We start from the raw sequence: 23,574 nt of genomic DNA on the forward strand, positions 1-23,574 counted from the left end.
GGCTGGGAGGACGGGGGCGTGGCGGAGGAGACGTACTCCAGCCTGCATTGGGGCATCACCGCGTCGTACTGACGGCGGGCCTTCACCGGCGTAGGGTGCGGCTCATGAGCTCGCACCCGAGTCCCCAGGAACTGCGGCGGAAGTGGAAGGCCGCGAATGCCGAACCGGCGGGCAGTCCTCAGCGGCTCGCGGCCTATCGGGAGCTGGCGGAGAGCTGCCCGGCCTTCGTTCCGAACCTGCTCGCGCTGGGACGGGCGATGCGGCTCGACCGCGAGCAGGTGGCCGACCCCGCCGCCTATCTCGCCGAAACCGAGCGCGTGATTCAGACCGCGGTCGACGTGTCGGCGGGCGCGCCGGAGCCGTTGATTGAGCAGGGCCACTTCCTGGACACCCTGAAGAACTCTCCCGCTGAAGCGGAGCAGGCCTTTGCCTCCGCTGCCAACGCAGCGTTGGGGCTCCTGGAAGAGGCCTATGTCGGTTGGATCCGCGTGCTGGGCCAGCAAGGCAGGGTCGACGAGGCGACGGAGATCGCCGAGCGGGCGAAGCGGCACCTCCCGGACTCCTCCGCCATCGACGAGGCCCTCCGCTTCGCCGTGAGCGGATCCCACCGCTGAGCGAGGGGGGCCACTCACTCGCCCCGCAGCGTCACCGCCGGATCCACGCGCATGGCCCGTCGCGCGGGGATGAGGCAGGCCACCAGCGCCACGCCCAGCAGCAGCGCCATCACTCCGGCGAACGTGAGCGGGTCATGCGGCGCCACACCGTAGAGGATGCTCCGCATCACCCATGACAACCCCAGCGCTCCGGCCACGCCCAGTGCGACGCCGGTGCCCGCCAGGGCCATGCCGCTGCGGAGCACCAGCCGCAGCACGTCCGCCGGCTTCGCCCCGAGCGCCAGGCGCACGCCCATCTCCCGCTGCCGCTGGCTCACCGTGTACGCCAGCACGCCGTAGATGCCCACCGCCGCCAGCGCCATTCCGAGCACCGCGAACAGGCCCAGCATCACGGACAGCAGGCGAGGGCGCGTCACCGCCTCGCTCACCACCTCCTCCAGCGTGGTGATGCGGCTGATGGTCTGCCCCGGATGCACCGACCAGATGGCCTGCCGAGCGGAGGCCGCCAGGGGCAGCAGCGCGCCCTGTCCGCGCACCACCAGGTTCAGCACGGAGCGGGTGTTCTGCAGCACGTGCAGGTAGATGAGCGGCGGCGCCGGCTCGGCGAGCCCCGCCTGCCGCACGTCGCCCACCACGCCCACGATGGTGTGCTCCGACGTCCCGAGGCGCAGCGTCTTCCCCACCGGGTCCTCGCCCGCGAAGTAGCGCCGGGCGAACGTCTGGCTCACCACCGCGACCGCTGGCGCATCCTCCGTGTCCGTGGCCTCCAGCACGCGCCCGCCCAGCAGGGGAATGCCCAGGGTGCGGAAGTAGTCCGTGCTCACATGCATCATCTGCAGGTGCGGCGGGTTCACCACGTCCTCGGGATGGTCGGGGCGCGCGAAGGCAATGTCCTCGCCCGAGCCCTCCAGCGGAAGGTTCTTCACCAGCGCGGCGGACTGCACGCCCGGGACGGCGCGCACCCGCTCCAGCACCTCGGCGAGGTACTGCCGGCGCTGCGGCCGCTTCTCCTTGGACACGGTGAAGCTCACCACCGCCGCGCCCTCGGCGCGGAAGCCCGGGTCCTCCGACAGCATCCGCGACAGGCTGCGGGTGGCCAGCCCCGCGCCCGTGGCCAGCACCACCGCGACGGCCACCTCGGCGACGACCAGCCCTCCGCGCAGCCGCGCTCCGCGGTGGCTCACCGTGCCGCGCCCGCCCGCCTTGAGCACCGGCTCCAGCTTCGGGGTGCTCGCGCGCAGCGCCGGAAGCAACCCGAAGAGCAAGCCCGTGAGCAGCGTCGCGCCCGCGGCGAAGGCGAGCACCTCGTCATCCACCCGCACCTCGCGCAGCCGGGGGAGCTGATCCACCGACAGGCCCACCAGTGCCTCCGTGCCCCACACCGCGAGCCCCACGCCGAGGAACCCACCCAGTGTCGCCAGCACCAGGCTCTCCGTGAGGAGCTGGCACACGAGCCGGCCCGGCCCCGCGCCCAGCGCCGCGCGCACCGCCAGCTCCCGCTCGCGCAGGGTGGCGCGAGCGAGCTGCAGGTTGGCCACGTTGACGCAGGCGATGAGCAGCAGCAGCCCCACCGCGCCCAGCACCACGAGCAGGCTCGTGCGCACGTCGCCGGTGATGGCCTCGTGCAGCGGAATCGCGGTGATGGCCGTGTACTGGCCATTGCTCTCCGCATGCACCTCCGCCAGCTGCCGGGCGATGCCGCCCAGCTCCGAGCGCGCCGTCTCCAGCGTCACGCCGGGCTGGAGGCGGCCCACCACGGACAGGAAGCGATTGAGGCGCACGCGGGGGATGCCGCTCTCCGGGATGCGGGACAGCGGGAGCCACACATCCATCTGCTCGGACGGGAAGGTGAACGAAGGCGGCATGACGCCGACGACGGTGTGGGGCACGCCGTCCAGCGTCACCGTGCGGCCCACGAGCGACGGGTCCGCGCCGAACCGCCGCGTCCAGAAGCCATGGCCGAGCACCACGACGGCATCCTGTCCCGGCACGTTCTCCTCCGGGAGGAGCGCGCGACCGAGCTGCGGCGCCATGCCGAGCGAGGAGAAGAAGCCATCCGTCACGAAGGTGGCCCGGATGCGCTCCGGGTCACCCAGGCCGCTCAGGTCCACGCCCGTCATGTCCTCGACGTGCCACCACCCGCCCAGCGCCGAGAAGGAACGCTGCCGCGCCTTCCAGTCCTCGAAGTCGTTCTGCGAGATGGCGGCGCGGGGCTGGTCCAGCGACGGGCTCGCCTGCCACAGGCGCACGAGGCGCTCGGGGGCGGGGAAGGGGAGCGGCTTGAGCAGCACGCCCCGCACCACGCTGAACAGCGCGGTGGTGGCGCCGATGCCCAGGGCCAGCGTGAGCACGGCCACCAGGGAGAAGGCGGGCGCCTTGCGCAGCGTCCGGAGGGCGTAGCGCACGTCCTGCACGAGCGCGTCCAGGAACAGGCTCCGCTTCATCTCCGTCTCTCTCTCATGGCCCAGCCGCACGCACTCGGCGCGCACGCGTTCCACGTCTCCGAACTCGCGCCGGGCGGCCTCGCGGGCCTCGGCGGGGGACAGTCCTTCGCGCTGGAGCTTCTCCGCGCGCATCTCCAGGTGGAACCGCAGCTCGTCGTCCACGTCCTGCTCCACCGCGCGCGGGCGCACGGCGAGCTTCAGCAGGCGGGTGAATCCCGTGGGCAGTCGCATGGCGGGCCTCAGGCCGTCTCCAGGACGCGCGACACCGCGGCGGCGTAGCGCGTCCAGGTCTGGGCCTCGGCGCGCAGGTGGGCGCGGCCGGCCGCGGTGAGCTTGTAGAACTTCGCCCGCCGGTTGTTCTCCGACAGGCCCCACTCGGCCTCCAGCAGGCCCCGCTTCTCCAGCCGGTGCAGCGCCGGGTAGAGCGCGCCTTCCTCCACCTTCAGCACCTGCCCGCTACGCTCGCCGATGGACTCCGCCACCGCGTAGCCGTGCCGCGGTCCCCACGACAGGCTCTTCAGGATGAGCACGTCCAGCGTGCCCTGCACCAGCTCCAGCGACGTGTTCGCCATGCGCGAGGCTTCCCCCTCAACGTTTTAGGGGAGAGTCGCGCGGACTCCCCTAAGGTGTCAAGGGGAGGGCCGGTGCCGCGCGGTGGCCGGGGTTTGCGTCGACCCGGCACGTCCCATGCCTCACCAACGGTCCGGTGGTGGAGGACTACGACGAGGATGGCCTCTTCGGGCTGGTCGTCCTGGGGGACGCCAGGCCGCGCCCCTACGGCGCCTTGAGCGCGGCCCCGGAGCGCGAGGAAGGCAGGACAGTGAAAAACAGGTAAAGCAAAGAAAACAGTTTATCGGTTCAATCCGGAAATCGGCTAGGAGTGCGCTCCCCCAGAGGGAGGACCCCCATGCACTCCGTTCGTCGTCATCCTCATGGCGCCCTCGTGCGCGCCATCGTTCCGGTTGTGGTGCTGTTGCTGTCCGCCTGCGGTCCCGAGTCGCTGGAAGACGACTCGTTCGGAGCGTCGGAGTGGGCGCTCGCGGGCGGCCCCGAGTCGACCGCGTTCCGGGCCGCGCTCGCGAAGCGCTGGGCGCCCATCCACTACCAGGACGTGGACGTGACGGGCTCGCACTCGCTGAGCGGCCGCTCGGACTACATCACCCGGGTGAACTTCGACGGGGACTGGAGCGGGACGAACAACTGGGAGAACACGGCGTCGAGGCCGCTCACGGCGGCGGCGTATCACTCGCTGGTGGAGACGAGCACGCACTGGTACCTCGTCTACACGTTCTTCCACCCGCGCGACTGGTCCGACAACATCTTCGACTCCGAGCACGAGAACGACGCCGAGGGCGTGCTGCTCATCGTGAAGCGCGACGGCAGCGAGTACGGCGCGCTCGTGGGCGCGGTGACGGTGGCGCACAAGGACTTCTTCTCGTTCGTGCCGGATGGCAGCCCGCTCGGCTCGGGCGCTGAGTCCATCGACGGCAAGCTGTCGCTGGCGAGCTTCGAGGGACAGCTGCACCCCATCACCGCGCAGGAGGCGAAGGGCCACGGGCTGAAGGCGTGGCCGGCGTACGACATCGTCGGTGACGGCGTGAAGTACTTCCCCTCGCTGACTGTCTCGGAGGAGCCCTCGTCGGCCACGGACTCCGACGTGCGCTACAAGCTCATCGACATCTACGGCTCGGAGGGGCTGTGGCCGCGCCGGGGTGTCTCCGAGCTCTTCGTGTCCGACGGCACGTTCCGGGGCGACACGAGCGGCGGCTGCGGGCTGGTGGCGGGGCAGTGCGGCACGAACTCGGCGAACGCGCCGTGGGGCTGGGACGACCAGAACGACGGCTCCATCCTGCGCGGCGAGCTGGCGAGAGACCCGGCGAAGCTCGCGGCGTACTACTTCAGCCCGGCCTCGCAGTTCTCCACGACGTACACGTTCAATCCCTACGCGGGGATTGGCGGGGACCCGAACACGCCCTGAGCCGAGCGCGTCGGGCCCCTGAGTCCTACGTCCCTGGAGCCGCGAGTGCGCTCGCGGTCTCCCATGCGGGCCGGACCGCGGCGGCGACCGCGGTCACCACGTCCGCCAGTGCCTCCGGCCGGCCCTCGGGCTGGCCGGTCCGGTAGCGCATCCACTTCTCGTGGCTCCAGGGGCTCTGGCCGAAGGCCCCCTCCATCAGCCGCGTCATCAGCTCCAGCGAGTCCCCGCGCGAGTGGAATGCCAGCCGCAGCGCCCGTGGCACCAGCGCCGTGTCCAGCGGCGCGTACCGGGTGAGCAGGTACACGTCGAACAGGTCCTTGGGACGGAACCGGCCCTTCCCGCGCTCGAACAGGCCGTGCAGCTTCCAGCCGAGCAGCGTCTCCGGCCGGCACGCCAGCACTCGAGCCACGCTCGCCTCGCCCACGTCGTACTCCGCCCACGCGGGCCCCGGCTCCATCGGGTCTCCGAAGCCCGTGTCGATGCGCAGCTCGAACGTGCCCTCCACCCCGGGCAGCCGCGTCTCAACGAAGACCCGCACGCCCGGGAAGGCCGTCTCCGCCCAGATGACCTCGGAGCGCAGCGCGCCGAAGCAGAACCCGTCGTCCACGGAGACGCGGAGCACGGATTCCAGCCGCTTCACGGTGTCCGCCGCGTCGAACGGAAACCGCGCGAGGAAGTCCAGGTCCTCGACCGGGCGGGGCACCGGGCCGCTCCACAGCCGCATCATCAGCCCGCCCCGCAGGACGAGCGACTCCACCTGCGATGAACGCGCGAGGCGGCGCAGCACCGCCGCCCCGGCGCGCAATGGCAACTCATGGGCGCTCACGTCGCATCCTCCAGCCAACCCCGGTCCATTCCGTGGTTGGAGTCGTACACCGTCCACTCCCGCAGCCGCTGCGTCAGCTTCAGTCCCGTCCCCGCCAGGTCCTCCAGCAGCGCCGTGAAGCGCACGTCCGCGTTCGCCCGGCCCAGGCCGTACACCCGGAGCGTGACGAAGCGCTCGGACACGCCGTCCTCGCGCACCTTGCGCGCGTTGCGAGACAGGTGCGCGCCATGCTTCTCACAGCACGCCCGCAGCGCCTCCATGTCCGTCATCCCGGCGGGCAGCAGGACCTTCACGTGGAACTCGAAGTAGCCCGCCGGCCAGGCCTTCGCCGTCGCGTCGTCCTCGGGGATGTCCCGGTTCTTGCCCAGGGCCTCCAGCTTCAAGCGCGTGACGTGGAAGCCCTCGGCCACCAGGGCGCGTGCCAGGGCCTGCGCCTCCTCGCGCGCCTGTTGGAGCGTGCCGTGGTGGTAGGAGGCCGTCATCGGCTGGAAGGGCTCCGCGCCCCGGCCCAGCTCGATGACGATGCACTTCACCGACGCCGCGTCGCAGAAATCACGGAAGCGGCGGAGGTCCTCCTCCGAGCGCGCGGACACGGTGATGTGCGCCTCGTATGCGCCACCCCCGGTCTGTGTCCGTGACGGGGCGGGCCGCTCCGGGCCGGGCCGGTGCGGCAGGTCGAGGAAGGGTGTTTTCGGTGGAGCACGATGGCGCCACCAGTCGCCGTGGTTCACCATGTGCCGCCTCCGCGAGACACTGCTCTCCACTCCCTCCGACGATGCCAGCCAGGGGTTCCCTGACAGCGGGCTCCCGTTCGCATGAGAGAGCTCGGCGCCCTGAGCGAACAGGGCGTTACGCTTGGAGTTCCGGAGCCGGTGAGGCTTCGGTCCCTCGTGGAGGGCACGGCCAGGAGGTCCAGGTGGCTATCAAGGGCATCACGTTCGAAGTCCCGGAGCCGGTGAGACTCCGGGCCGTGGCGGAGGGCCCGGCGGGTGAGGCCTGGCTGGCCGGGCTACCGGGCATGGTGGAGGGACTGGCCTCGGATTGGAGGCTGGTGCTCGGCCGCGTCCTCAAGGGCGGCACGGATGCCCTGGTGATAGAGGCCACGCTGGCGGACGGCCGAGCCGCCGTGCTGAAGGTCGCCGGGCCGACGCGGGAACCCATCTCGCGGGAGCTGGACGCCCTGCTGGTGGCGCGAGGCCGCGGTTACGCCGAGGTCTACCACCATGACCGCGAGCGGCGCGTGATGCTGCTGGAGCGCCTGGGAGCACCGCTTGCCACCCTGGGCTGGTCGGCGGACGCCGAGCTCACCGCCATCTGCGCCACCCTGAACGAAGCCTGGGCACAGGCCTCGCCGGATGCGGGCTTCGCCACCGGAGCGGAGAAGGCGGAGAGCCTCGCCACCTTCACCCAGGAGTGCTGGGAGGAACTCGGACGACCGTGCTCCGAGCGGCTCGTGGCACGGGCCCACGCCTTCGCCGAGGCGCGCCGACAGGCCTTCACTCCCGATACGGCGGTGCTGGGCCACGGCGACGCCCACGACTGGAACACGCTGCAAGTCCCGGGCGCAGGAGCCGACCGGTTCAAGTTCATCGACCCCGACGGCTTCTTCATCGAGAAGGCCTACGACCTGGGCGTCCTCATGCGCGAGTGGACGCACGAGCTGCTGGCCGGAGACCCCGTGGCCCTGGGGCGCGCGCGACGAGACCGGCTGGCCGCGCTCACCGGCGCCGAACCGGAGGCCATCTGGCAATGGGGCCTGATGGAGTGCACCTCCTCGGGCCTGCTGTGCCTGAAGCTCGGCCTGGAGGGCGCTCGCGAGCTGCTCGCGGTGGGCGAGGCCTGGGCGATGGCGGACTGAGCTACGGCCGCGGTGTCTCGGGACGCCAGTTCCACACGGCGGCTTGCCCCGTGTTCTCCGGCAGGAGGCAGCCATCCACCTTGTCCGGCCGCACGTACTTGGCGAGGAAGTCCACTCGGGTGCCAGTGTCCTCCCGCCGCTCCACGCGCCATACGGCTCCTTCCACCGGCTCCACGGCGCCATGGAAGCCGCCCGCCTGGAGCCGCTCCATCACCGCCTCGATTCCCAGTGGCCCGCCCTCGTGAATCCGTCCCGGTGTCACGAAGCCACCCGCGCCGACGCGCTCGATGACGGCGTGCCAGGGCAGCCGCTCTCCGTCCCGCATCAGGTCGAAGGCGACGAAGGGCTCATGTGTCAGCGCGTACCGGGTGCCGTGCGCCAGCGCCAGCCACTCACCCACGAGCCGCTCTCCCGGCTGGAGCACCGCGAGGAACCGCTCCACGTTCTCCGCGACCCAGGCCGCCCACATCCGGCGCGAGTCATTCGGTGACCGAGACGCCAGCCGCCCCTCGCGTCCCAGTGCCAGCACCGAGTCGCCCACGCGCGCCGCGGCCACGCACGAGCCATCGAGCTTCTCCAACACCACGACGTGGTCGCGCGAGTCGCGAGCCCGCTCCGTGCAGACGCGCGCCAGCGCGGGCGACAGGTGGCGATCCGCCGGACCGGTGCGCGAGCCCGGCAGGTGGGGAATGGAGCCATAGGCCTTGCGGCCCAGTGGACGGAACTCAGGGGTGGGGTGCGGCTGCACCAGTGGGAGGGTAGCACCGACACCGTCCACTCCATCTCCCTGTGTCTCACAGCGGATGTGTCATCGGCCTGATGACACGTATCACCTGGGCCGTGTGACACCTGCGTGAATCCGTGAACCCGAAAGGGGCAAGAGGGTCCTTGCGACGCCACGGCGGAATCGTCAGATACCGCCCGCCCGCGTGGCATCCCTCAACAAGGATTGACCCATGTCCAGGTTGCGCTCCCTCCTGCTGCTCCTCTCACTGGCCACCGCTTGCGGTGAGCCCTCCGCCGTCGTTCCGGAACCGCCGCTTGGCGAGCGCGAGGATGCCGTCACCATTCCGTCCCGCGGCTTCGCCACGACGCTGGATGTCGGCACCTGGAACTTGGAGTACTTCGGCTCCACCTCGCAGGGCCCCGACAACGAGACGCTCCAGCTCCAGAACGCGCGCGACGTCATCCAGGGCGCGGACCTGGACCTCTGGGGCGTGCAGGAGATTGTGAGCGCCGCGCAGTTCAACACGCTCGTCTCGCAGCTCCCCGGCTACGCGGGGCTCCTCGGCAGTGATTCCATCGTGCAGGGCGGCAGCACGTACTACACCCCGGGCGAGCAGAAGGTGGGCCTGCTCTACAAGCCGGGCGTGGCCTCCATCCTGGGCGCGCGGGTCATCCTCACCGCCGACGCGACGCTCTTCGGCGGCCGGCCTCCGCTCGAGGTGCGGATGCGCGTGAGCCTCAACGGGCACACCGAGGACCTGGTGGTCATCGTCCTGCACGCCAAGGCGATGAGCGACGTGGACAGCTGGCAGCGGCGCGTGGACGCCTCGCGCGTCCTCAAGTCGTTCCTGGACAGCACGTGGCCGTCCGCCAAGGTGCTGGTGGTCGGTGACTTCAACGACGACGTGGACGTCTCCATCACCTCCGGCCGCGCGTCGCCGTACGACAACTTCGTGGCCGACGCGAACGACTACACCTTCCCCACCACGGTGCTGTCCAATGCGAACCTGACCTCCGTCATCGGCTACAAGGCGGTCATCGACCACCACCTGGCCACCAACGAGACGCAGGCCCTCTATGTCCCGGGCTCCGCCGAGGTGTACCGCGTGGATGCGTACATCTCCGACTACGACACCACGACCACGGACCACCTCCCCGTCCTCACGCGCTACTCCTGGGGCAACGCGGGCGCGTCGCTCACAGTGACGTCTCCCAACGGGGGCGAGAGCTGGGCGGGCGGAAGCTCGCGGGTCCTGACGTGGACGGCGAACCAGGTGGCCACCGTGGCGCTCGACTACTCGCTGGACGGCGGCGGGACGTGGGCGCTCATCGGCCACGCGGAGGGCGCGGCGGGCAGCTACACGTGGACGGTGCCGGACATCGCCACCTCGCAGGCCCGCGTCCGGGTGCGCGACGTGGCCAACGCGTCCATCAACGACAGCGGGGATGGCGTGTTCACCATCACCTCCGTCAACACGCCGGGCAACGTGGTGCTGCACGAGATTCTCGCCAACGAGATTGGCTCCGATGCCGGGACGGAGTTCGTCGAGCTTCTCAACACGGGCGGCTCGGCGGTGGACCTCAGCGGGTGGACGCTGTGGGACGCCACGGGCTCGCGGCACACCTTCGCCAGCGGCACCATCCTTGGCGCGGGCAGGGCGCTCGCCGTGTTCGGCAAGGCGGCCTCCATTCCGAATGGTGTGGGCAACGCGGTGGGTGCCACCACGGGCGGCCTGAGCCTCAACAACGGCGGTGACACCGTGACGCTCCAGAAGCCGGGCGGCGCGGTGGTGGACACGTACACCTACGCGGCGGGGCTCGCGGGGCAGGACGGCGTCTCCATGAACCGCAACCCGGATGGCAGCGCCACGGGGAGCTTCGTGCTCCACACCAGCCTGTCCACGCGCAGTGCCTCTCCGGGCACGCGCGCGAACGGCACCGCGTTCTGACCGGCGCGCCGGCTACCTCGGCGGCGTGGCGCGGTTCCGGTCGATCCACTTCCGGGCCGCTTCCACGCTGTCGACGAACTCCACGTCGAAGCGCTTCTTCCCGGACAGGAGCATCGCCATGGTGACGCCCTTGGCGGTGATTTTCTGCAGGAGGCCGCCGCCGACGTAGACCATGCCCCTGAACCAGTCCGAGCTGCTGTTGCGCGCGAGGTACTGGCGGGCCTCCTGCGAGAGCCGGGGGTAGGGGAAGCCCTCCATGGGCACCATCTCCACCACGCAGTACACGGGTCCCCGTGAGGTGACCTCGCGGAGGATGTCCACCCACCGTGGGGCGTCCTCCGCGGTGATCCACCCGCGCACCCGGGTCCAGAGGATGTCCGGCGACTCGAAGCGGAGCTGGTGGTTGCCGACGACCCATTCCCCTGATTGCGCCATGGCGGCCTCCCGTCGCCGCTGATTAGACGGGACGAGGCACCCGGCTGTGAAGCCGGGTCGCGAACGCCACCCTTCAGCCCGTGCGTGGCGAGTCACTCAGAGCGCGAACCCGCCCGTCACTTCGAGCCGCTGGCCGGTGAGCCAGCGGGTCTCCGGCGCGAGGAGCATGGCCACGATGCCGCCGATGTCGTCGGGCATGCCGACGCGGCCGAGCGCCGTTTGCGAGGTGACGAACTTCTGGAGCTCGGGGTCGCGCATCACGCCGCCGCCGAAGTCGGTCTCGATGCCGCCCGGCGCTACCACGTTGACCGTGATGCCCCGGGCGCCCAGCTCCCTGGCCATGTACCGCGTGAGGACCTCGACGCCGCCCTTCGCCGCCGCGTAGACAGAGGAGCCGGGGAACGTGTAGCGCGCGAGGCCCGAGGACACGTTCACGATGCGGCCACCGTCCGCGATGAGCGGAAGGAGCTTCTGCGAGAGGAAGAACGGGCCCTTGAGGTGGACGTTCATGAGCGCGTCGAACTGCTCCTCCGTGGTCTCCGCGAAGCTGGCCTGGCCGCCGTTGCCGGCGTTGTTCACGAGGAAGTCGAAGCGCTCGCGCTTCCACACGCGCCCGAGCTCGGCCTTCACCGACGCCGCGAAGGCGGTGAAGGTGTCGCTCCTGCCGACGTCGAGGCGCAGGATGGCGGCCCTGCGACCCCGGGCTTCAATCATCGCCGCCACCTCGCGCGCCTCCTTCTCCGCGGTCTGGTACGTGAGAATCACGTCGACGCCACGGTCGGCGAGGTGGAGGGCCATGCTCCTACCCAGTCCACGGCTTCCGCCCGTGATGAGGGCGATGGGGTTGCTGTTCGTCGTGCTCATGAGGGTCCCTTTCCGAAACGGCTTTCGCTGTGCCGTGGAGGGGATGTGCTGTACGGCCCGGGCCGGCGCTAGATACTCTTTCGTGCTATAGGCACCTGCACGTGCAGTAGGCACCTCCTGGTAACCATGCCTCCCGTCATCAAACAACTTCCGCCCGTGCCCGCGGAGCGGGCGCTCAAGGTGATTGGCGGCCGATGGAAGGCCGTCATCCTCTACTACCTGTTCGAGGGGCCGAAGCGGCTCTCGGAGCTCAAGCGGCTGGCGCCCGGCGCGAGCCAGAAGGTGCTGGTCCAACAGCTTCGCGAGATGGAGGAGCACGGCATCGTCCACCGCAAGGTCTTCGCTCAAGTGCCTCCACGCGTGGAGTACTCGGCGACGAAGCTGGGCCTCAGCCTCCAGCCCATCATCGCGTCACTCTGTGAGTGGGGACGCCGCCATGCGGCGGAGCTGAACGCCATCGATGAAACCGAGGAGCGCGCGGAGGGCACCCGCAGGGCCCGGTAGACTCAGGGCACGCCGTGCGCCGCGAGCCACCGGGAGGCCTCGGCTTCCTTCGGGTGGCCCGTCCGGCGCCACTGCTCGCGGGCCTGCGAGGCCAGCTCCACCGCGCGGGGGCGCTGCTTCGCGTCCACGTCCCAGAGGACCCGGGCCACGTTGAGCCGTACGGTGGCGCGGGCGGCCGGCGGCGCCAGCACGAGCGCGCGCTCGAGGAACGGGAGCGCCTGGGTGGGCCGTCCCCGATTCAGCCAGAGCTCACCGAATCCCATCAGCGGATGGGCCACCTCCGGCGAGTCCTTGCCCAGCGCCTTCTGCAGCACCGCCAGGCCGCGGTCGAGCCGTGCCTCCGCCTCGGGGTAGCGCTTCAACCTGGCGAGCGTGATGCCCAGGGCCGACAGCGTGTCACCCACGAGGGCGTGGTCGGGGCCCAGCTCCTTCTCCCGCAGCGCCAGGGTGCGCGAGTGGAAGGCGAGCGCCTCTTCGTGGCGCCCCAGCTCCGTGAGGGCGGTGCCCATGTTGGCCAGCGGTCCCGCCAGGTCCGGGTGCTCCGCGCCCAAAAGCCGCTCCTTCAGGGCGAGCGCCTGCGCGCTGATGTCCAGCCCCTCCTGGAGTCGCCCCAGGTCGAGCAGCGCGATGCCCAGGTTGCTCAGCGCGGTGGCGACGAGGGGGTGCTCGGGGCCGAACAGCTTCCGTTGCAGCGTCGCCACCCGCTCGAGCGTCTCCAGCGCCTCGCGCAGCCGCCCCAGCTCCTTCTGCACGGCGGCGACGTAGGTGAGGGCGGCGACGGTGTCCGGGTGCTCGGGCCCGAGCACCTTCTGTCGCAGGGCCACGGCACGCCCCACCTTGTCGAGGGCGTCCTCGTTGCGGGCCTGCCACCAGGACACGATGCCGAGCTGGAGGAGGGAGTCGGCCACCATGGGGTGCTCGGGGCCGAGCGCCTTCAGCCGCAGGGCGAGCGCCTGCTCGTGCCGTCTGCGTGCCTCGTCGTAGCGGCCCACCTTCACCAGCACGGCGCCGAGCGTGCTGTGCGCGAGGGCCCGCACCGCGTCGTCGCCGGTGGCCTCCGCGAGCGCGTCCACCGCGGGCTCCAGGTGCAGCGCCTCCGGGTGGCGCCCGCTCCGCTTGCTCAATGCGTGGACCAGGGAACTCACCGCGCGGGCCATCAGCACCGGCTCCCGGCTCCTCGCGGCCTCCGTGAGCGCCTCGCGCGTCAGCGCCTCCGCGCCCGGGTAGTCGCCCACGCCGTCGCGCAGCCGCGCCAGCAGGAAGAGCGCCTGCGCGTGGAGCGGCGCATGGCCCACCCCCTTCGCCTCCGCGAGCAGCGTCTCGCCCGGCTTCAGCCCCTGCGGGTACTGGCCTGCGCCGAGCAGCGCGTCCACCCGGTCCACCTGTTCCTGCAGCGCCTCCACCTTCGCGCGCGTCGCCGGGTCCTCCGGGGGAGGCACCGCCGCCGTGAGCGCGCGGTCATCCGCGCAGTCCTCCAGCGGCGGCAACCCGCGGACGGCCTGCACGGCCTTGTCGAGCATCGTCCGGTCCGCGCCGCCCGCCAGCAGCTCCGTGGTGGCGCGGAGCCGGACGCGCCGGCGCTCCAGGCAGGACTCCCGCAGCTGCATCAACCGCACGGGCCCCGCCGTGTCACCGCGCGTGGCCTCGCACACCTCCGCGCTCTGCCGTGCCCACTGGCCGGCATAGTCATCCAGCGCCGCGCCGACGCGCTCGGAGGTGTCCCGTGCATGGGGCGCGCCGGTGTCCAGCAGCGACTGCTGGACGCGTGCCTTCATCGCCGTGTCCCAGATGCCCGCGAGCCGTGCCTCCTGGCCACCGCACTCGGGCTCCCGCGCGCGCTGGAGGGCCCAACCCCCCACGGCCATTCCCGCGAGCAGCACGCCCGCCGCGGCCTTCGCCATGCCGCGGCGCCGCCGCGCCTCGGGGTCATCCTCCAGCGCGGTCAGCAGCTCCGTCATCGAGGCGGGGCGCTCGCCGGGTGCCTCGCGCAGTCCGCGCAGCACGGCGCGAGTCACCTGGCCGGGAACTTCCGAGCGGGCCGGGGGCGCCGCCGGTCCCTCGCGCCGCGAGCGCAGCAGCTCCGACAGGCTCTGGCCCGTGAAGGGCGGCTGGCCATACAGCGCGAGATAGAGGGCCACGCAGAAGGCGAACAAGTCACTGCGGACGTCGGCGGGCTGGCCCTCCAGCAGTTCGGGGGCCATGTAGAAGGGCGTGCCCATCAGCGCGCCGGGCAGGGTGAGCGAGCCGCTCAGGGCGGTGTCCGCGGGCAGGGTGAAGGGGAGGGAGGACTCGACGGGGGAGGCCGGCCCCGAGCGCGCGAGGCCGAAGTCCGTCACGCGCACGCGCCCGTCGCGGCCCACCAGCACGTTGTCGGGCTTGAAGTCCCGGTGAATGAGGCCGGCCGCGTGGGCGGCGGCCAGTCCGCGGCCGGCGGCCACGTACGCGGCCAGCAGCTCGCGCCAGGAGCGGGGCTGGGACTCCTGCCAGCCGCTCAGCGTCTGTCCCTCCACGTACTCCATCGCGAGGAAGACAGAGCCGTCCTCCAGCGTGCCCGCGTCGTAGACGGCCACCACGTTCGGGTGGGACAGGCGGGCCATGGCCTGCGCCTCGCGCACGAGCCGGGCGTCGCCGGACGTGGCCCCGGGAGCGGTGTTCCGGTAGCGCAGCAGCTTCAGCGCCACCCGCCGGTCGAGCCGGGCGTCATACGCGGCCAGCACCAGGCCCATGCCGCCCTGGCCCACCTGCTCCAGCACCGTGTAGCGGCCGGCCAGCACGTGTCCCGGCACCGGCATGTCGGACGCGAGCTGCTTCGCTTTTGACGAGGCCCAGGTGACGGTGGAGCTCAGCGCGGAGGCGGCCAGCGGAACGACGGTGGGCGCGGACGCCTCCGTCTCCATGTCGGCGGGAGGCTGGCCGTGTCCTCCCCGCGCTTCGTCGCTCATCCCCAAGCCTCCGCGTCCCGGGCTCGACACCAGGTCGCCCCCGGCCCACCCCCGCACGCTACCGGGGGAGTCCTCCGGACTTCCAGGCCCCCCGCGAGGACGCCTCGCAGCGAGAGGCGGAGGATGCGAGACCCCACGCAGCCCCACGGGGAGTCATCCTGACAGGCAGGGGCAGCCGGGCTTTTCGAACGCTCCGCCTGAGCGATGTGTCGCGCGGAGGATGAAGGCACGGACATTGCGCGCGAAAGCACACGCTTCACGTCACGCGCCCCGTGCAGGTGCGCGGTCAGTGAGCACCTGCCCGGGGGCGCCTCCGCCGTGGGGCGGAATGGGGCGCTGGTGGAGACCCGTCGTCGGGTCTCGGGGAGGCATGACTATGTTGGGTCGCGGTATTCGTTGGGTGGGCGCGGCGCTCGCGCTCGGGGTGGCGTCGGTGGCCTCGGCGCAGGAGAGCCCCGTCGAGAAGGTCGAGGAGAGCACGGCCGCGGGCTCTTTCGGTGAGACGGGCCAGCTCGTCATCAGCCAGGAGCTGCAATTCAATCTCACCTACAACACGGCGGGCACGGACAACTTCACCATCGTGCTCGCGCCGGGCGCGGACTACTTCCTCCGGGAGAACCTGTCCGTGGGTGCCGGTGTCAGCTTCGGGCAGATCTTCCAGGAGGGGGAGGATGCCACCTCCGTCGGCCTCAACGTTCGCCTGGGCTACAACCTGCCCTACGACAAGAACCTCTCGCTCTGGCCGAAGCTGACCGTGGGCTTCCTCTACAACAAGGAGACGACGTTCCTGTTCGGCCCGGACGGCACCTTCTTCCAGCTGGGGGCCTTCGCGCCCATCGTGCTGCATCCGGCGTCGCACTTCTTCGTGGGGCTCGGCCCCAACTTGGACATCCTGCTGGGTGACAGCGAGGGCCTGTCCTTCGGTGTCCGCTCCGTCGTCGGCGGCTACTTCTAGGCCGCCGCTCGCAGTCGCGTCACGACAAGCGGTCCGCGAGCCCGCGGGCCACGTCGCGCAGCGCCTGCCGGTGCTGGGCAACGCGGCCCCGGGCCCAGTCGGACGCCAGCTCCAGCTCCTCCGCGAAGAAGAGGTCCTCGCCGAGCCCCTCGACCTGCACCTGGATGAGCGGGTCCGCCGGGTACTGCGTGGTCGGGTCGTCGTACACCAGCGCCACCACCACGCCCGTGTGGCCGAGGAACCGCTGGCTGATGGTGCCATCGTCCGAGCGGCTCACGATTCTCACGGCCTCGCCAATGCGCACCGGCGCGCCGTCCACATCACTGCACACGATGAGAGAGGGGTCCTGGGTCATGGCGCGTAGGAACGGGGTTTGAGCGACTTGGAGATGACCAGCGACGCGGCGGCGACGATGCTCCACGCCAGAAGGTGGTGACCGGCGACGTGCCGCCAGTCCTGCGCGCAGGCGAGCTCGCCCAGGAAGGCGCCCGTCGTCCCCACCGCCAGCCCCGCCACCAGGGCGCGCAGCGGGTCGAACACGGCGGCGCGCAGCGCGAGCACCGCCACCACCAGCGGCACCAGGCCCACCGCCACATGGCTGGCCGTGCACACCCAGCCGGGCAGGGTGGGCGTGGAGTGCGGCGTGCCCCGCGCGAGCACCAGCACCGCCGCGCAGGTCATGGCCAGCACCACACCGAAGCGCCGCAGCCCGCGGCCTCTCGGAGAAAGCGCGCCCCAGGCGCAGATGGCGCTCGTGCCCAGCAGCAGCACCAGCAGGTGCGCGCGGCCCAGCAGCGTGGCGCCGCTGACGGCGCCCACGGCGAGCATCACCAGGGCCACCACGAGCGCCAGGCCTCCCGAGGCCGCCATCAGCCACACCGCCTGCGTGCGCCAGTGCCGCACCGGACGGCGCAGCGCCAGCTCTCCCCGGGCCGCCGCGAGCACGCGCTCGGCCGCGCCGCCGTCGCGCGGAGGCTCCTGGGAGAGCAGCCCGTCGAGGTCGAGGGGCGGGCTCATCGCGCCGCCTCCAGCGGGGCCAGCAGCTCGCGCAGCCGCTCATAGCCCCGGTGCGCGCGCAGCCGGGCCGCTCCCGCGGTGATGCCCCGCAGCGCGGCGATCTCCTCGAAGGACCAGCCCTCCACCTTGCTGAGGACCACCGCCTCGCGCTGGTCGGGATGCAACTGTTGCAACGCGTCCAGCAACTGCCTGCGCATGCCGGGGTCTCCCTCCGGCGGCTGGACGGACGCGGGGCCGGAGGCATCCTCCTGGGAGGCGTACGCGTCCACGTGCTGCTGGTGGCGCAGCGCATCCCGCGCGGCGTTGGCGGCGATGGTCATCAGCCACGGCAGGAAGCGGGTGCCCGGCTCGTACCGGCCCCGTGCCCGGATGACGGACAGGAAGGTGGACTGCAAGAGGTCCTCCGCGAGCGGAGCACTGCGCACCATCCGCGTCAGGAAGCCCTGCACCCGCCCGGAGTGCCGGGCGAAGAGGGCCTCGAAGGCGTCGTGTGCTCCGTCGCGAAACCGTTCCATGAGCTCTTCGTCCGTCGGACTCCCCATCACCCGTCTCCCGTACGGCTCACCCCCGAAAGTGTTTCCAGGCGCCCGAGCTGACCGGCTCGGGGCGCCAAGTTGCTGGAAACATAGGGGAAACCAGCGGGCGCTGGCTCGCCAGAACGGAGGGCGGCCAGCCGGGCGGGAAAATCAGCCGGGAAGCAGCACCAGCCGGGCGATTTCCGGCGGAGCGCCCACGCGCATGGGCGGGCCCACGAAGCCGCAGCCCCGGCTGACGTAGAGCAGCGAGCCTTCCGTCTGGCTCAGCCCCGCGTTGCGGTCCCCCCAGATGAGGTCGCCGACAATCGTCCCGGGGAACATCTGCCCACCATGTGTGTGGCCGGACACCTGGAGCCCCACGCCGCGCCGGGCCACCTCGTCGAAGTTGGAGGGCTGGTGCGCCAGCAGCACCGAGGCGCGGTCGGGCCGCACGTCGCGCAGCGCCGCGTCCAAATCATAGCCGGGCTCGCCCAGCCGGTGCGCGCTCCAGTCGTCCACGCCCGCCAGGTCGAACGACGCCCCCCGGTCCCCAATGGACACCGAGCGGTTGCGCAGGACGTGGATGCCCAGGCGCTGGAGGAAGGCGACCCACGAATCCGCGTCCGAGTAATAGTCGTGGTTGCCGGTGACGAAGTACGTGCCGTGGCGCGCGCGCAGGCCGCCGAACCCGGCGACGAAGGGCCCCAGCGACTCCACCGAGCCGTCCACCAGATCACCGGTGATGGCGATGAGGTCCGGCTTCAGCGCGTTGGTGCGCGACACCAGCTCCTCCACGAAGCGGCGCTGCAGCACGCCGCCGATGTGGATGTCCGTGAGGTGCACCAGCGTGAAGCCCTCCAGCGCCTTCGGCAGCCGGGGCAGGCGCACGGGGATGTCTCGCACGTCGGGCGGGTGGAAGGCGCGCCAGCCGCCGTACGAGCTGACCGCCACGCCCGTCACGCCGGCCCCCAGGGCCAGCCCCCGGCCGAGGAACTCCCGGCGCTCCGGCGACGCGGGCGCGGAGGGCTGGACGGCGGCGGAGGCCCGGCGGCGCTCACGCCACCGCGCCACCGCGCGCAGCACGTCCGCCGCGAGCGTGAAGGCGAGCAGGTAGAGGATGAGCCCCATCCACGCCAGGAAGACGATGCCCACGACACGGGACGCCTCCGAGGGCAGCACGGCGCCGAAGGCCCGCGCGCCGAGCGCCCCCGCGAAGCCCATGGCGAACACGCCCTGCGCCACCAGGCGTGGCGCCCGGCGCGGCGTCAAATCCCGGACGAGCCGGCGATAGAGATACACATGCCCGGCGGCCAGCAGCAGCAGCGTCGGGACGAAGAACAGGAGGAGGCTGACCCAGCGTGGCATCGCGGACTCCTGAATAACGGAAGCCCGTCCGCCGCGCCCCTGTATTCCAGGGTGGCAGCCAGGGCCCGGCTGCATGTCCCCTTTCACGTGGTGCCGGGGCAGGGCAGGCTTCATCCTTCCGCGCGGTCGACTTCCGGCCGCTCGTTCCCGAGGACTTCATGCTTCGCTCCCTGCTGCTTGGCACGCTCATCGTCCCGTTGCTCGTCGCGTGTGGTGACGACTCCAAGGGGAATCCGGAGAACGGCGACCCCACGAAGGTGACGTACGCGGACTCGCTGAACGTGAACCTGGCCGACATGGAGGTCACCGCGCGCGGCGTCTATTACGACGACCTGCCGGTGGGGACCGGGGCGGAGGCCACGCGCTTCAGGCGGGTGCGGGTGCACTACACGGGCTACCTCCCCAATGGGACGCGGTTCGACTCCAGCGAGGGCGGCCCGCCCATCGCCTTCACCCTCGGGTCGGGCGAGGTCATCGACGGCTGGGACGAGGGCCTCCTCGGCAAGCAGAACCCCGACGACCCGAACGACACGGACGGCATCAAGGTGGGAGGCAGGCGCAGGCTCATCATCCCCGCGTCGCTCGCGTATGGCGAGGACGGTGTCTCCGGCGTCATTCCTCCGTACTCGGTGCTCATCTTCGACACGGAGCTGATGTCGGTGGACTGAGCGCGCCGGGGCGAGGGAGGGGGCGGGCGTCCACGCGCCGACACCTTCGCCCGGGCTCCGGTTCGCGCGGCGATTCATGGTGGTATAGCGACGCCCTGTCTTCCGGGGCGACGGAGACCGGGCACGTGCCGGTCCCCGTGGCGGTGGTCCAAACAACCCGGAATCGGGGGGGACACGAAATGGCACGGCCCGAGGCGGAGATGCTCAAGGATGGCGGCGCACACCCGGTGGGGGAGGGCGCGTTCCAGGCACTGCAGGCGCTGATGATGCTCGCGGAGCCGGACCGGGCGGCGCAGCTCTACGAGGAGCTGGGCGCGGCGCAGCGCGAGCGGCTCCTGAAGGAGGCGGCGCAGGCCCCCAAGGAGGAGCGCCAGCGGCTGGCGGAGGTGATGCGGCAGGCGCGTGACTTCTCGGGCGCCGCGCGGATGCTCGACGGCTGCGGCGCGGAGGCGCTGGTGGCCGAGCTGTACGTGCAGGGCGGGCAGTACGTGGACGCGGCCGAGGCGTACCTGCGCGCCGGACAGGTGGAGCGCGCCGCCGCGGCCTTCGAGCGCGGGGGAGCGCTGGAGCGCGCGCTGGAGGCGTATCGCGGCCTGGGCGCGCGCGAGCAGATGGCGCAGTGCCTCGTGCGGCTGGGCCGCCCCTATGAGGCCGCGCTCCTCTACCGCGAGCTGGGTCAGGCGCACGCGGAGGTGGAGGCCCTGGGCAGCGTGCCCGCGGGCGACCCGCGGCACCTCGAGTCCGTGCTGCGCATGTGCACGCTGCTGGACGGCGCGGGCTTCACGCGGCGGGCGCTGGCGCTGCTGGCGGACACGATGCGCGGCTCGGAGGCGGCGCGCGCGGACCCGGCGCTGGCCGCGGAGAAGGCCCGGCTGTTGCGCCGCATGGGCATGGACGCGGAAGCAGAAGCCGTCATCGCCCGGCTGCCCGCGAGCGCGTCCGCGCCGGAGGCCAACGGGTACGGCTATCTCAAGGCCATCCCCATCTTCGGCGAGCTGTCGCTGGAGGACATGAAGGACCTCTACCGCGTGGCCCGCCAGGTCCTCATCCCCGCGGGCGCCGTGCTGCTGGAGAAGGGCTCGCAGGGCGTGGGCCTGTTCGTGTTGTTGGAGGGCACGGTCGAGGTCTTCAGCGGCTCGGAGCCGGAGGCCCGGCGCCTCAACACGCTGGGGCCCGGCGCGTACCTCGGGGAAATCTCCCTCGTGCAGGACGCGCCCGTGTCCGCGCAGGTGAAGGCCCGCACCGCGGTGCGGGCGCTGCGCATCACCCGCGCCGGCTTCCAGCACTACCTCGACACCCACGAGGCCGCCGCGCTGCGCATCTTCCGCCTCTTCACGCAGAACCTCGCCGCGCGCGTGCGTGCGCTGAGCGTGTGACACGGTTGCGATAACGGGCACCCCGGGTCGAGGGGTGCCCGGGTTGACAACGTGAGGTAACTGCTTTACCTCATGTTCATCATGAGGCCCGTTTCCAACATCGCCCTGCTGATTGCGCGCACGTTCGCGCCGGCGGCGGACGTGTGCCTCGCCCCCCGTCACGAGGTTCTGCTCGACATTTGAGCTGGCGGACCGGTGTCCTCCGGCGCGCGGGTTGGCTGGTTCCCCGTGTGTCGTGAGTCCCGGCTCCGCCTCGGCTCTCGCGGTGCCCTCGTGTGTCCTCACGCGTCCCTGAGCGGGCCCTTCGTGCCCCTCCGGCGTGTCGCGCGTGCGTGCACCTGAGCGCGCTCCCGCCCTTCGTGCATCTCGAAACCAGTGTGCCTTTTTCCACCCGCGGGCCTCGCTGCCCGACGGGAACGGGAGTCCTTTATGTCCCGCAGCACTCGCATCGAGCGGTACCGCAACATCGGCATCATGGCCCACATCGACGCGGGCAAGACGACGCTCACCGAGCGCGTCCTGTTCTTCACCGGTCGCATCCACGCCACGGGCGAGGTGCACGACGGCACCACGGAGCTGGACTGGCTGCCGCAGGAGAAGAAGCGCGGCATCACCATCACCTCCGCGGCCACCACCGCCTTCTGGACGCCCACGCACGGACGCGCGGCGGGCACGCCCCACCGCGTCAACATCCTGGACACGCCGGGACACGTGGACTTCACCATCGAGGTGGAGCGCTCGCTGCGCGTGCTGGACGGCGCGGTGGCCGTGTTCGACGCCAGCCAGGGCGTGGAGCCCCAGTCGGAGGCCGTGTGGCGGCAGGCGGACCGGTACGGTGTGCCGCGCATCGCCTTCCTCAACAAGATGGACAAGGTGGGCGCGGACTTCGACATGAGCGTGACGTCCATCGAGGAGCGGCTCGGCGCGCGTCCCGTGGCGGTGCAGCTGCCGCTGGGCGAGGGCCCGGAGTTCCGCGGCCTCGTGGACCTGGTGCGCATGCGCGCCGTCCTCTTCGAGGGAGAGGAGGGCCGCTACCTGGATGACCAGCCCGTGCCCCCCGAGGCGCGGGAGCAGGCGGAGCTGTACCGCCAGCGCCTCATCGAGGCGGCGGCGGACGTGGACGCGGGAGTGCTGGAGAAGTTCGTGGAGGGACGGCTGGACGAAGTCACCGCGGAGGACCTGGAGCGCGCGCTGCGCGCGGGCACCCTCTCGCGGACCCTGGTGCCGGTGCTGTGCGGGTCGGCCTTCAAGAAGAAGGGAGTGCAGATGTTGCTGGACGCCATCGTCAACTACCTGCCCGCGCCGTCGGACCTGCCCTCCGTGGAGGGCTGTGTTCCGGGCAAGGAGGAGCGTGTGTCGCGTCCGGCGTCGGACGCGGGACCGCCGGCCGCCCTGGCCTTCAAGCTCATGAACGACAAGGCCGTGGGGAGCATCGTCTTCCTGCGCGTCTACTCGGGCACGCTGCGCGCGGGCACCGTCCTGCTCAACCCGGTGACGGGGAAGCGTGAGCGGGTGGGGCGCCTGATGTTCATGCACGCCAACCGCCGCGAGGAGGTGGCGGAGGTGTACGCGGGAGACATCTGCGCGGCGCTCGGCCTGAAGGGCGTGCGCACGGGCGACACGCTGTCCGACCCGGAGGCCCCGGTGGTGCTGGAGTCGCTGGGAGTCATGGAGCCCGTGGTGCAGCTCGCCGTGGAGGCGCGCTCGCCCGCGGAGCTGACGAAGTTGGAGGAAGGCCTGCACCGGCTGGCGGCGGAGGACCCGTCGCTTCGGGTGGGCGTGGACCCGGAGAGCGGCCAGGTGCTGCTGTCCGGCATGGGTGAGCTGCACCTGGAGGTGGTCGTGGACCGGTTGCTGACGGAGTACGGCGTGGAGGCGCGCGTGGGACAGCCGAAGGTGGCGTACCGCGACACGCTCCGGCGCAAGGTGCGCCAGGAGTACCGCCACGTCCGCCAGACGGGAGGGCCCGGACAGTACGCGCACGTGGTGCTGGACGTGGGGCCGGCGCCGCGCGGTGCGGGGCTCGTCTTCGTGGACGACACCCGCGGCGGCAGCATTCCCAAGGAGCTGGTCCCCGCCATCCAGAAGGGCGTGGCCGGCGCCATGGACCGCGGCGTGCGCGATGGCATCCCCCTGGTGGACGTGGAGGTGAGGTTGGTGGATGGCGGCACGCACGTGAAGGACTCCACGCCGCAGGCGTTCTCCATGGCGGGCTCGCTGGCGCTACAGGAGGCGGTGAAGCGCGCGGGGCTGCTGGCGCTGGAGCCGGTGATGGAGGTGGAGGTCACCACGCCCGAGGAGTACCTGGGTGACGTGCTGGGGGACCTGGCCGCGCGGCGCGGCCGGGTGCAGGGGATGGAGGCGCGGGGGCCGGCGCGGGTGGTGTCCGCGCGGGTGCCCATGGCCAGCCTCTTCGGCTACGTGACGGGCCTGCGCGGCCGCACGCAGGGACGGGCCCAGGCCAGCATGCGCCTGGGCGCGTACGAGCCGGTGCCGGAGGCGCTCCAGTCGCTCCCGGCCGAGGCGCGGGCGTGACGT

General features: G+C 71.6%; 21 protein-coding genes. 9 read left to right on the forward strand and 12 right to left on the reverse strand.

Going from position 1 to position 23,574, the window contains the following annotated elements; genetic code table 11:
- The first annotated feature begins 104 nt into the window (after window positions 1–104).
- Window positions 105–614, forward strand: coding sequence for a hypothetical protein (locus HG543_RS07740; protein ID WP_169344047.1), 510 nt, complete (start codon window positions 105–107; stop codon window positions 612–614).
- Window positions 615–628: 14 nt separating this feature from the next.
- Here HG543_RS07740 and HG543_RS07745 read toward each other — a convergent pair whose 3' ends face one another.
- Together HG543_RS07745 and HG543_RS07750 are read right to left on the reverse strand one after the other, a co-directional pair.
- A complete protein-coding gene (locus HG543_RS07745) occupies window positions 629–3,289 on the reverse strand; it encodes an ABC transporter permease (RefSeq protein WP_169344048.1) in 2,661 nt (886 codons plus the stop codon).
- 8 nt (window positions 3,290–3,297) lie between these two features.
- Window positions 3,298–3,630: a PadR family transcriptional regulator gene (locus HG543_RS07750; protein WP_169344049.1), complete on the reverse strand. Its 333-nt coding sequence runs from the start codon at window positions 3,628–3,630 to the stop codon at window positions 3,298–3,300.
- Between the two features lie 335 nt (window positions 3,631–3,965).
- Here HG543_RS07750 and HG543_RS07755 point away from each other — a divergent pair, with 335 nt between their 5' ends.
- Complete coding sequence (locus HG543_RS07755; RefSeq protein WP_169344050.1) at window positions 3,966–5,036, forward strand: hypothetical protein; 1,071 nt, start codon at window positions 3,966–3,968, stop codon at window positions 5,034–5,036.
- A 25-nt stretch (window positions 5,037–5,061) separates the two neighbouring features.
- Here the strand turns inward: HG543_RS07755 and HG543_RS07760 are convergent, their stop codons facing one another.
- Entirely contained in the window at window positions 5,062–5,862 is an 801-nt protein-coding gene (locus HG543_RS07760) for a nucleotidyl transferase AbiEii/AbiGii toxin family protein (protein WP_169344051.1), read from the reverse strand.
- Window positions 5,859–6,596 carry a hypothetical protein gene (locus HG543_RS07765; protein WP_169344052.1) on the reverse strand — a complete coding sequence of 246 codons (738 nt, stop codon included), beginning with the start codon at window positions 6,594–6,596 and terminating at the stop codon, window positions 5,859–5,861. The genes HG543_RS07760 and HG543_RS07765 overlap by 4 nt, the downstream gene beginning before the upstream one ends.
- A gap of 182 nt (window positions 6,597–6,778) precedes the next feature.
- Here HG543_RS07765 and HG543_RS07770 point away from each other — a divergent pair, with 182 nt between their 5' ends.
- Window positions 6,779–7,720 carry an aminoglycoside phosphotransferase family protein gene (locus tag HG543_RS07770; protein WP_169344053.1) on the forward strand — a complete coding sequence of 314 codons (942 nt, stop codon included), beginning with the start codon at window positions 6,779–6,781 and terminating at the stop codon, window positions 7,718–7,720.
- 1 nt (window position 7,721) lies between these two features.
- On the opposite strand, the gene HG543_RS07775 is transcribed toward HG543_RS07770, so the two are convergent.
- Window positions 7,722–8,498 (reverse strand): RNA ligase family protein, encoded by a 777-nt coding sequence (locus HG543_RS07775; protein WP_211193794.1) that lies wholly within the window; start codon window positions 8,496–8,498, stop codon window positions 7,722–7,724.
- A gap of 178 nt (window positions 8,499–8,676) precedes the next feature.
- Here HG543_RS07775 and HG543_RS07780 point away from each other — a divergent pair, with 178 nt between their 5' ends.
- Complete coding sequence (locus HG543_RS07780) at window positions 8,677–10,395, forward strand: lamin tail domain-containing protein (protein ID WP_169344054.1); 1,719 nt, start codon at window positions 8,677–8,679, stop codon at window positions 10,393–10,395.
- A 12-nt stretch (window positions 10,396–10,407) separates the two neighbouring features.
- Here HG543_RS07780 and HG543_RS07785 read toward each other — a convergent pair whose 3' ends face one another.
- Window positions 10,408–10,830 (reverse strand): STAS/SEC14 domain-containing protein, encoded by a 423-nt coding sequence (locus HG543_RS07785; protein WP_169344055.1) that lies wholly within the window; start codon window positions 10,828–10,830, stop codon window positions 10,408–10,410.
- Between the two features lie 96 nt (window positions 10,831–10,926).
- Window positions 10,927–11,694, reverse strand: coding sequence for an SDR family NAD(P)-dependent oxidoreductase (locus HG543_RS07790; protein WP_169344056.1), 768 nt, complete (start codon window positions 11,692–11,694; stop codon window positions 10,927–10,929).
- Window positions 11,695–11,820: 126 nt separating this feature from the next.
- Here HG543_RS07790 and HG543_RS07795 point away from each other — a divergent pair, with 126 nt between their 5' ends.
- Complete coding sequence (locus HG543_RS07795) at window positions 11,821–12,198, forward strand: winged helix-turn-helix transcriptional regulator (RefSeq protein WP_169344057.1); 378 nt, start codon at window positions 11,821–11,823, stop codon at window positions 12,196–12,198.
- Between the two features lie 2 nt (window positions 12,199–12,200).
- Here the strand turns inward: HG543_RS07795 and HG543_RS07800 are convergent, their stop codons facing one another.
- A complete protein-coding gene (locus HG543_RS07800; RefSeq protein ID WP_169344058.1) occupies window positions 12,201–15,140 on the reverse strand; it encodes a serine/threonine-protein kinase in 2,940 nt (979 codons plus the stop codon).
- A 370-nt stretch (window positions 15,141–15,510) separates the two neighbouring features.
- Between HG543_RS07800 and HG543_RS07805 the strand changes: the two genes are divergently transcribed.
- Complete coding sequence (locus tag HG543_RS07805; RefSeq protein ID WP_169344059.1) at window positions 15,511–16,095, forward strand: hypothetical protein; 585 nt, start codon at window positions 15,511–15,513, stop codon at window positions 16,093–16,095.
- A 19-nt stretch (window positions 16,096–16,114) separates the two neighbouring features.
- Here HG543_RS07805 and HG543_RS07810 read toward each other — a convergent pair whose 3' ends face one another.
- The 4 genes from HG543_RS07810 to HG543_RS07825 form a co-directional block, all read right to left on the reverse strand.
- Complete coding sequence (locus tag HG543_RS07810) at window positions 16,115–16,450, reverse strand: Carotenogenesis protein CarS (protein ID WP_169344060.1); 336 nt, start codon at window positions 16,448–16,450, stop codon at window positions 16,115–16,117.
- On the reverse strand, window positions 16,447–17,112 hold the full coding sequence (locus HG543_RS07815; RefSeq protein ID WP_169344061.1) for a DUF1109 domain-containing protein: 666 nt from the start codon (window positions 17,110–17,112) through the stop codon (window positions 16,447–16,449). Before HG543_RS07815 ends, HG543_RS07810 begins: the two co-directional genes overlap by 4 nt.
- Window positions 17,109–17,654, reverse strand: coding sequence for an RNA polymerase sigma factor (locus tag HG543_RS07820; RefSeq protein WP_169344062.1), 546 nt, complete (start codon window positions 17,652–17,654; stop codon window positions 17,109–17,111). The genes HG543_RS07815 and HG543_RS07820 overlap by 4 nt, the downstream gene beginning before the upstream one ends.
- 144 nt (window positions 17,655–17,798) lie before the next feature.
- Window positions 17,799–18,992: a metallophosphoesterase gene (locus HG543_RS07825; RefSeq protein ID WP_169344063.1), complete on the reverse strand. Its 1,194-nt coding sequence runs from the start codon at window positions 18,990–18,992 to the stop codon at window positions 17,799–17,801.
- 158 nt (window positions 18,993–19,150) lie between these two features.
- Here HG543_RS07825 and HG543_RS07830 point away from each other — a divergent pair, with 158 nt between their 5' ends.
- From HG543_RS07830 to fusA, 3 genes are all read left to right on the forward strand, one after another.
- Window positions 19,151–19,660: an FKBP-type peptidyl-prolyl cis-trans isomerase gene (locus tag HG543_RS07830; protein ID WP_169344064.1), complete on the forward strand. Its 510-nt coding sequence runs from the start codon at window positions 19,151–19,153 to the stop codon at window positions 19,658–19,660.
- Window positions 19,661–19,839: 179 nt separating this feature from the next.
- A complete protein-coding gene (locus HG543_RS07835; protein WP_169344065.1) occupies window positions 19,840–21,036 on the forward strand; it encodes a cyclic nucleotide-binding domain-containing protein in 1,197 nt (398 codons plus the stop codon).
- Between the two features lie 429 nt (window positions 21,037–21,465).
- Window positions 21,466–23,571, forward strand: coding sequence for an elongation factor G (fusA, locus tag HG543_RS07840; RefSeq protein WP_169344066.1), 2,106 nt, complete (start codon window positions 21,466–21,468; stop codon window positions 23,569–23,571).
- Window positions 23,572–23,574 lie beyond the last annotated feature (3 nt).

Origin of the sequence: Pyxidicoccus fallax (assembly GCF_012933655.1) — a bacterium.
GTDB classification, from domain to species: Bacteria; Myxococcota; Myxococcia; order Myxococcales; family Myxococcaceae; genus Myxococcus; species Myxococcus fallax.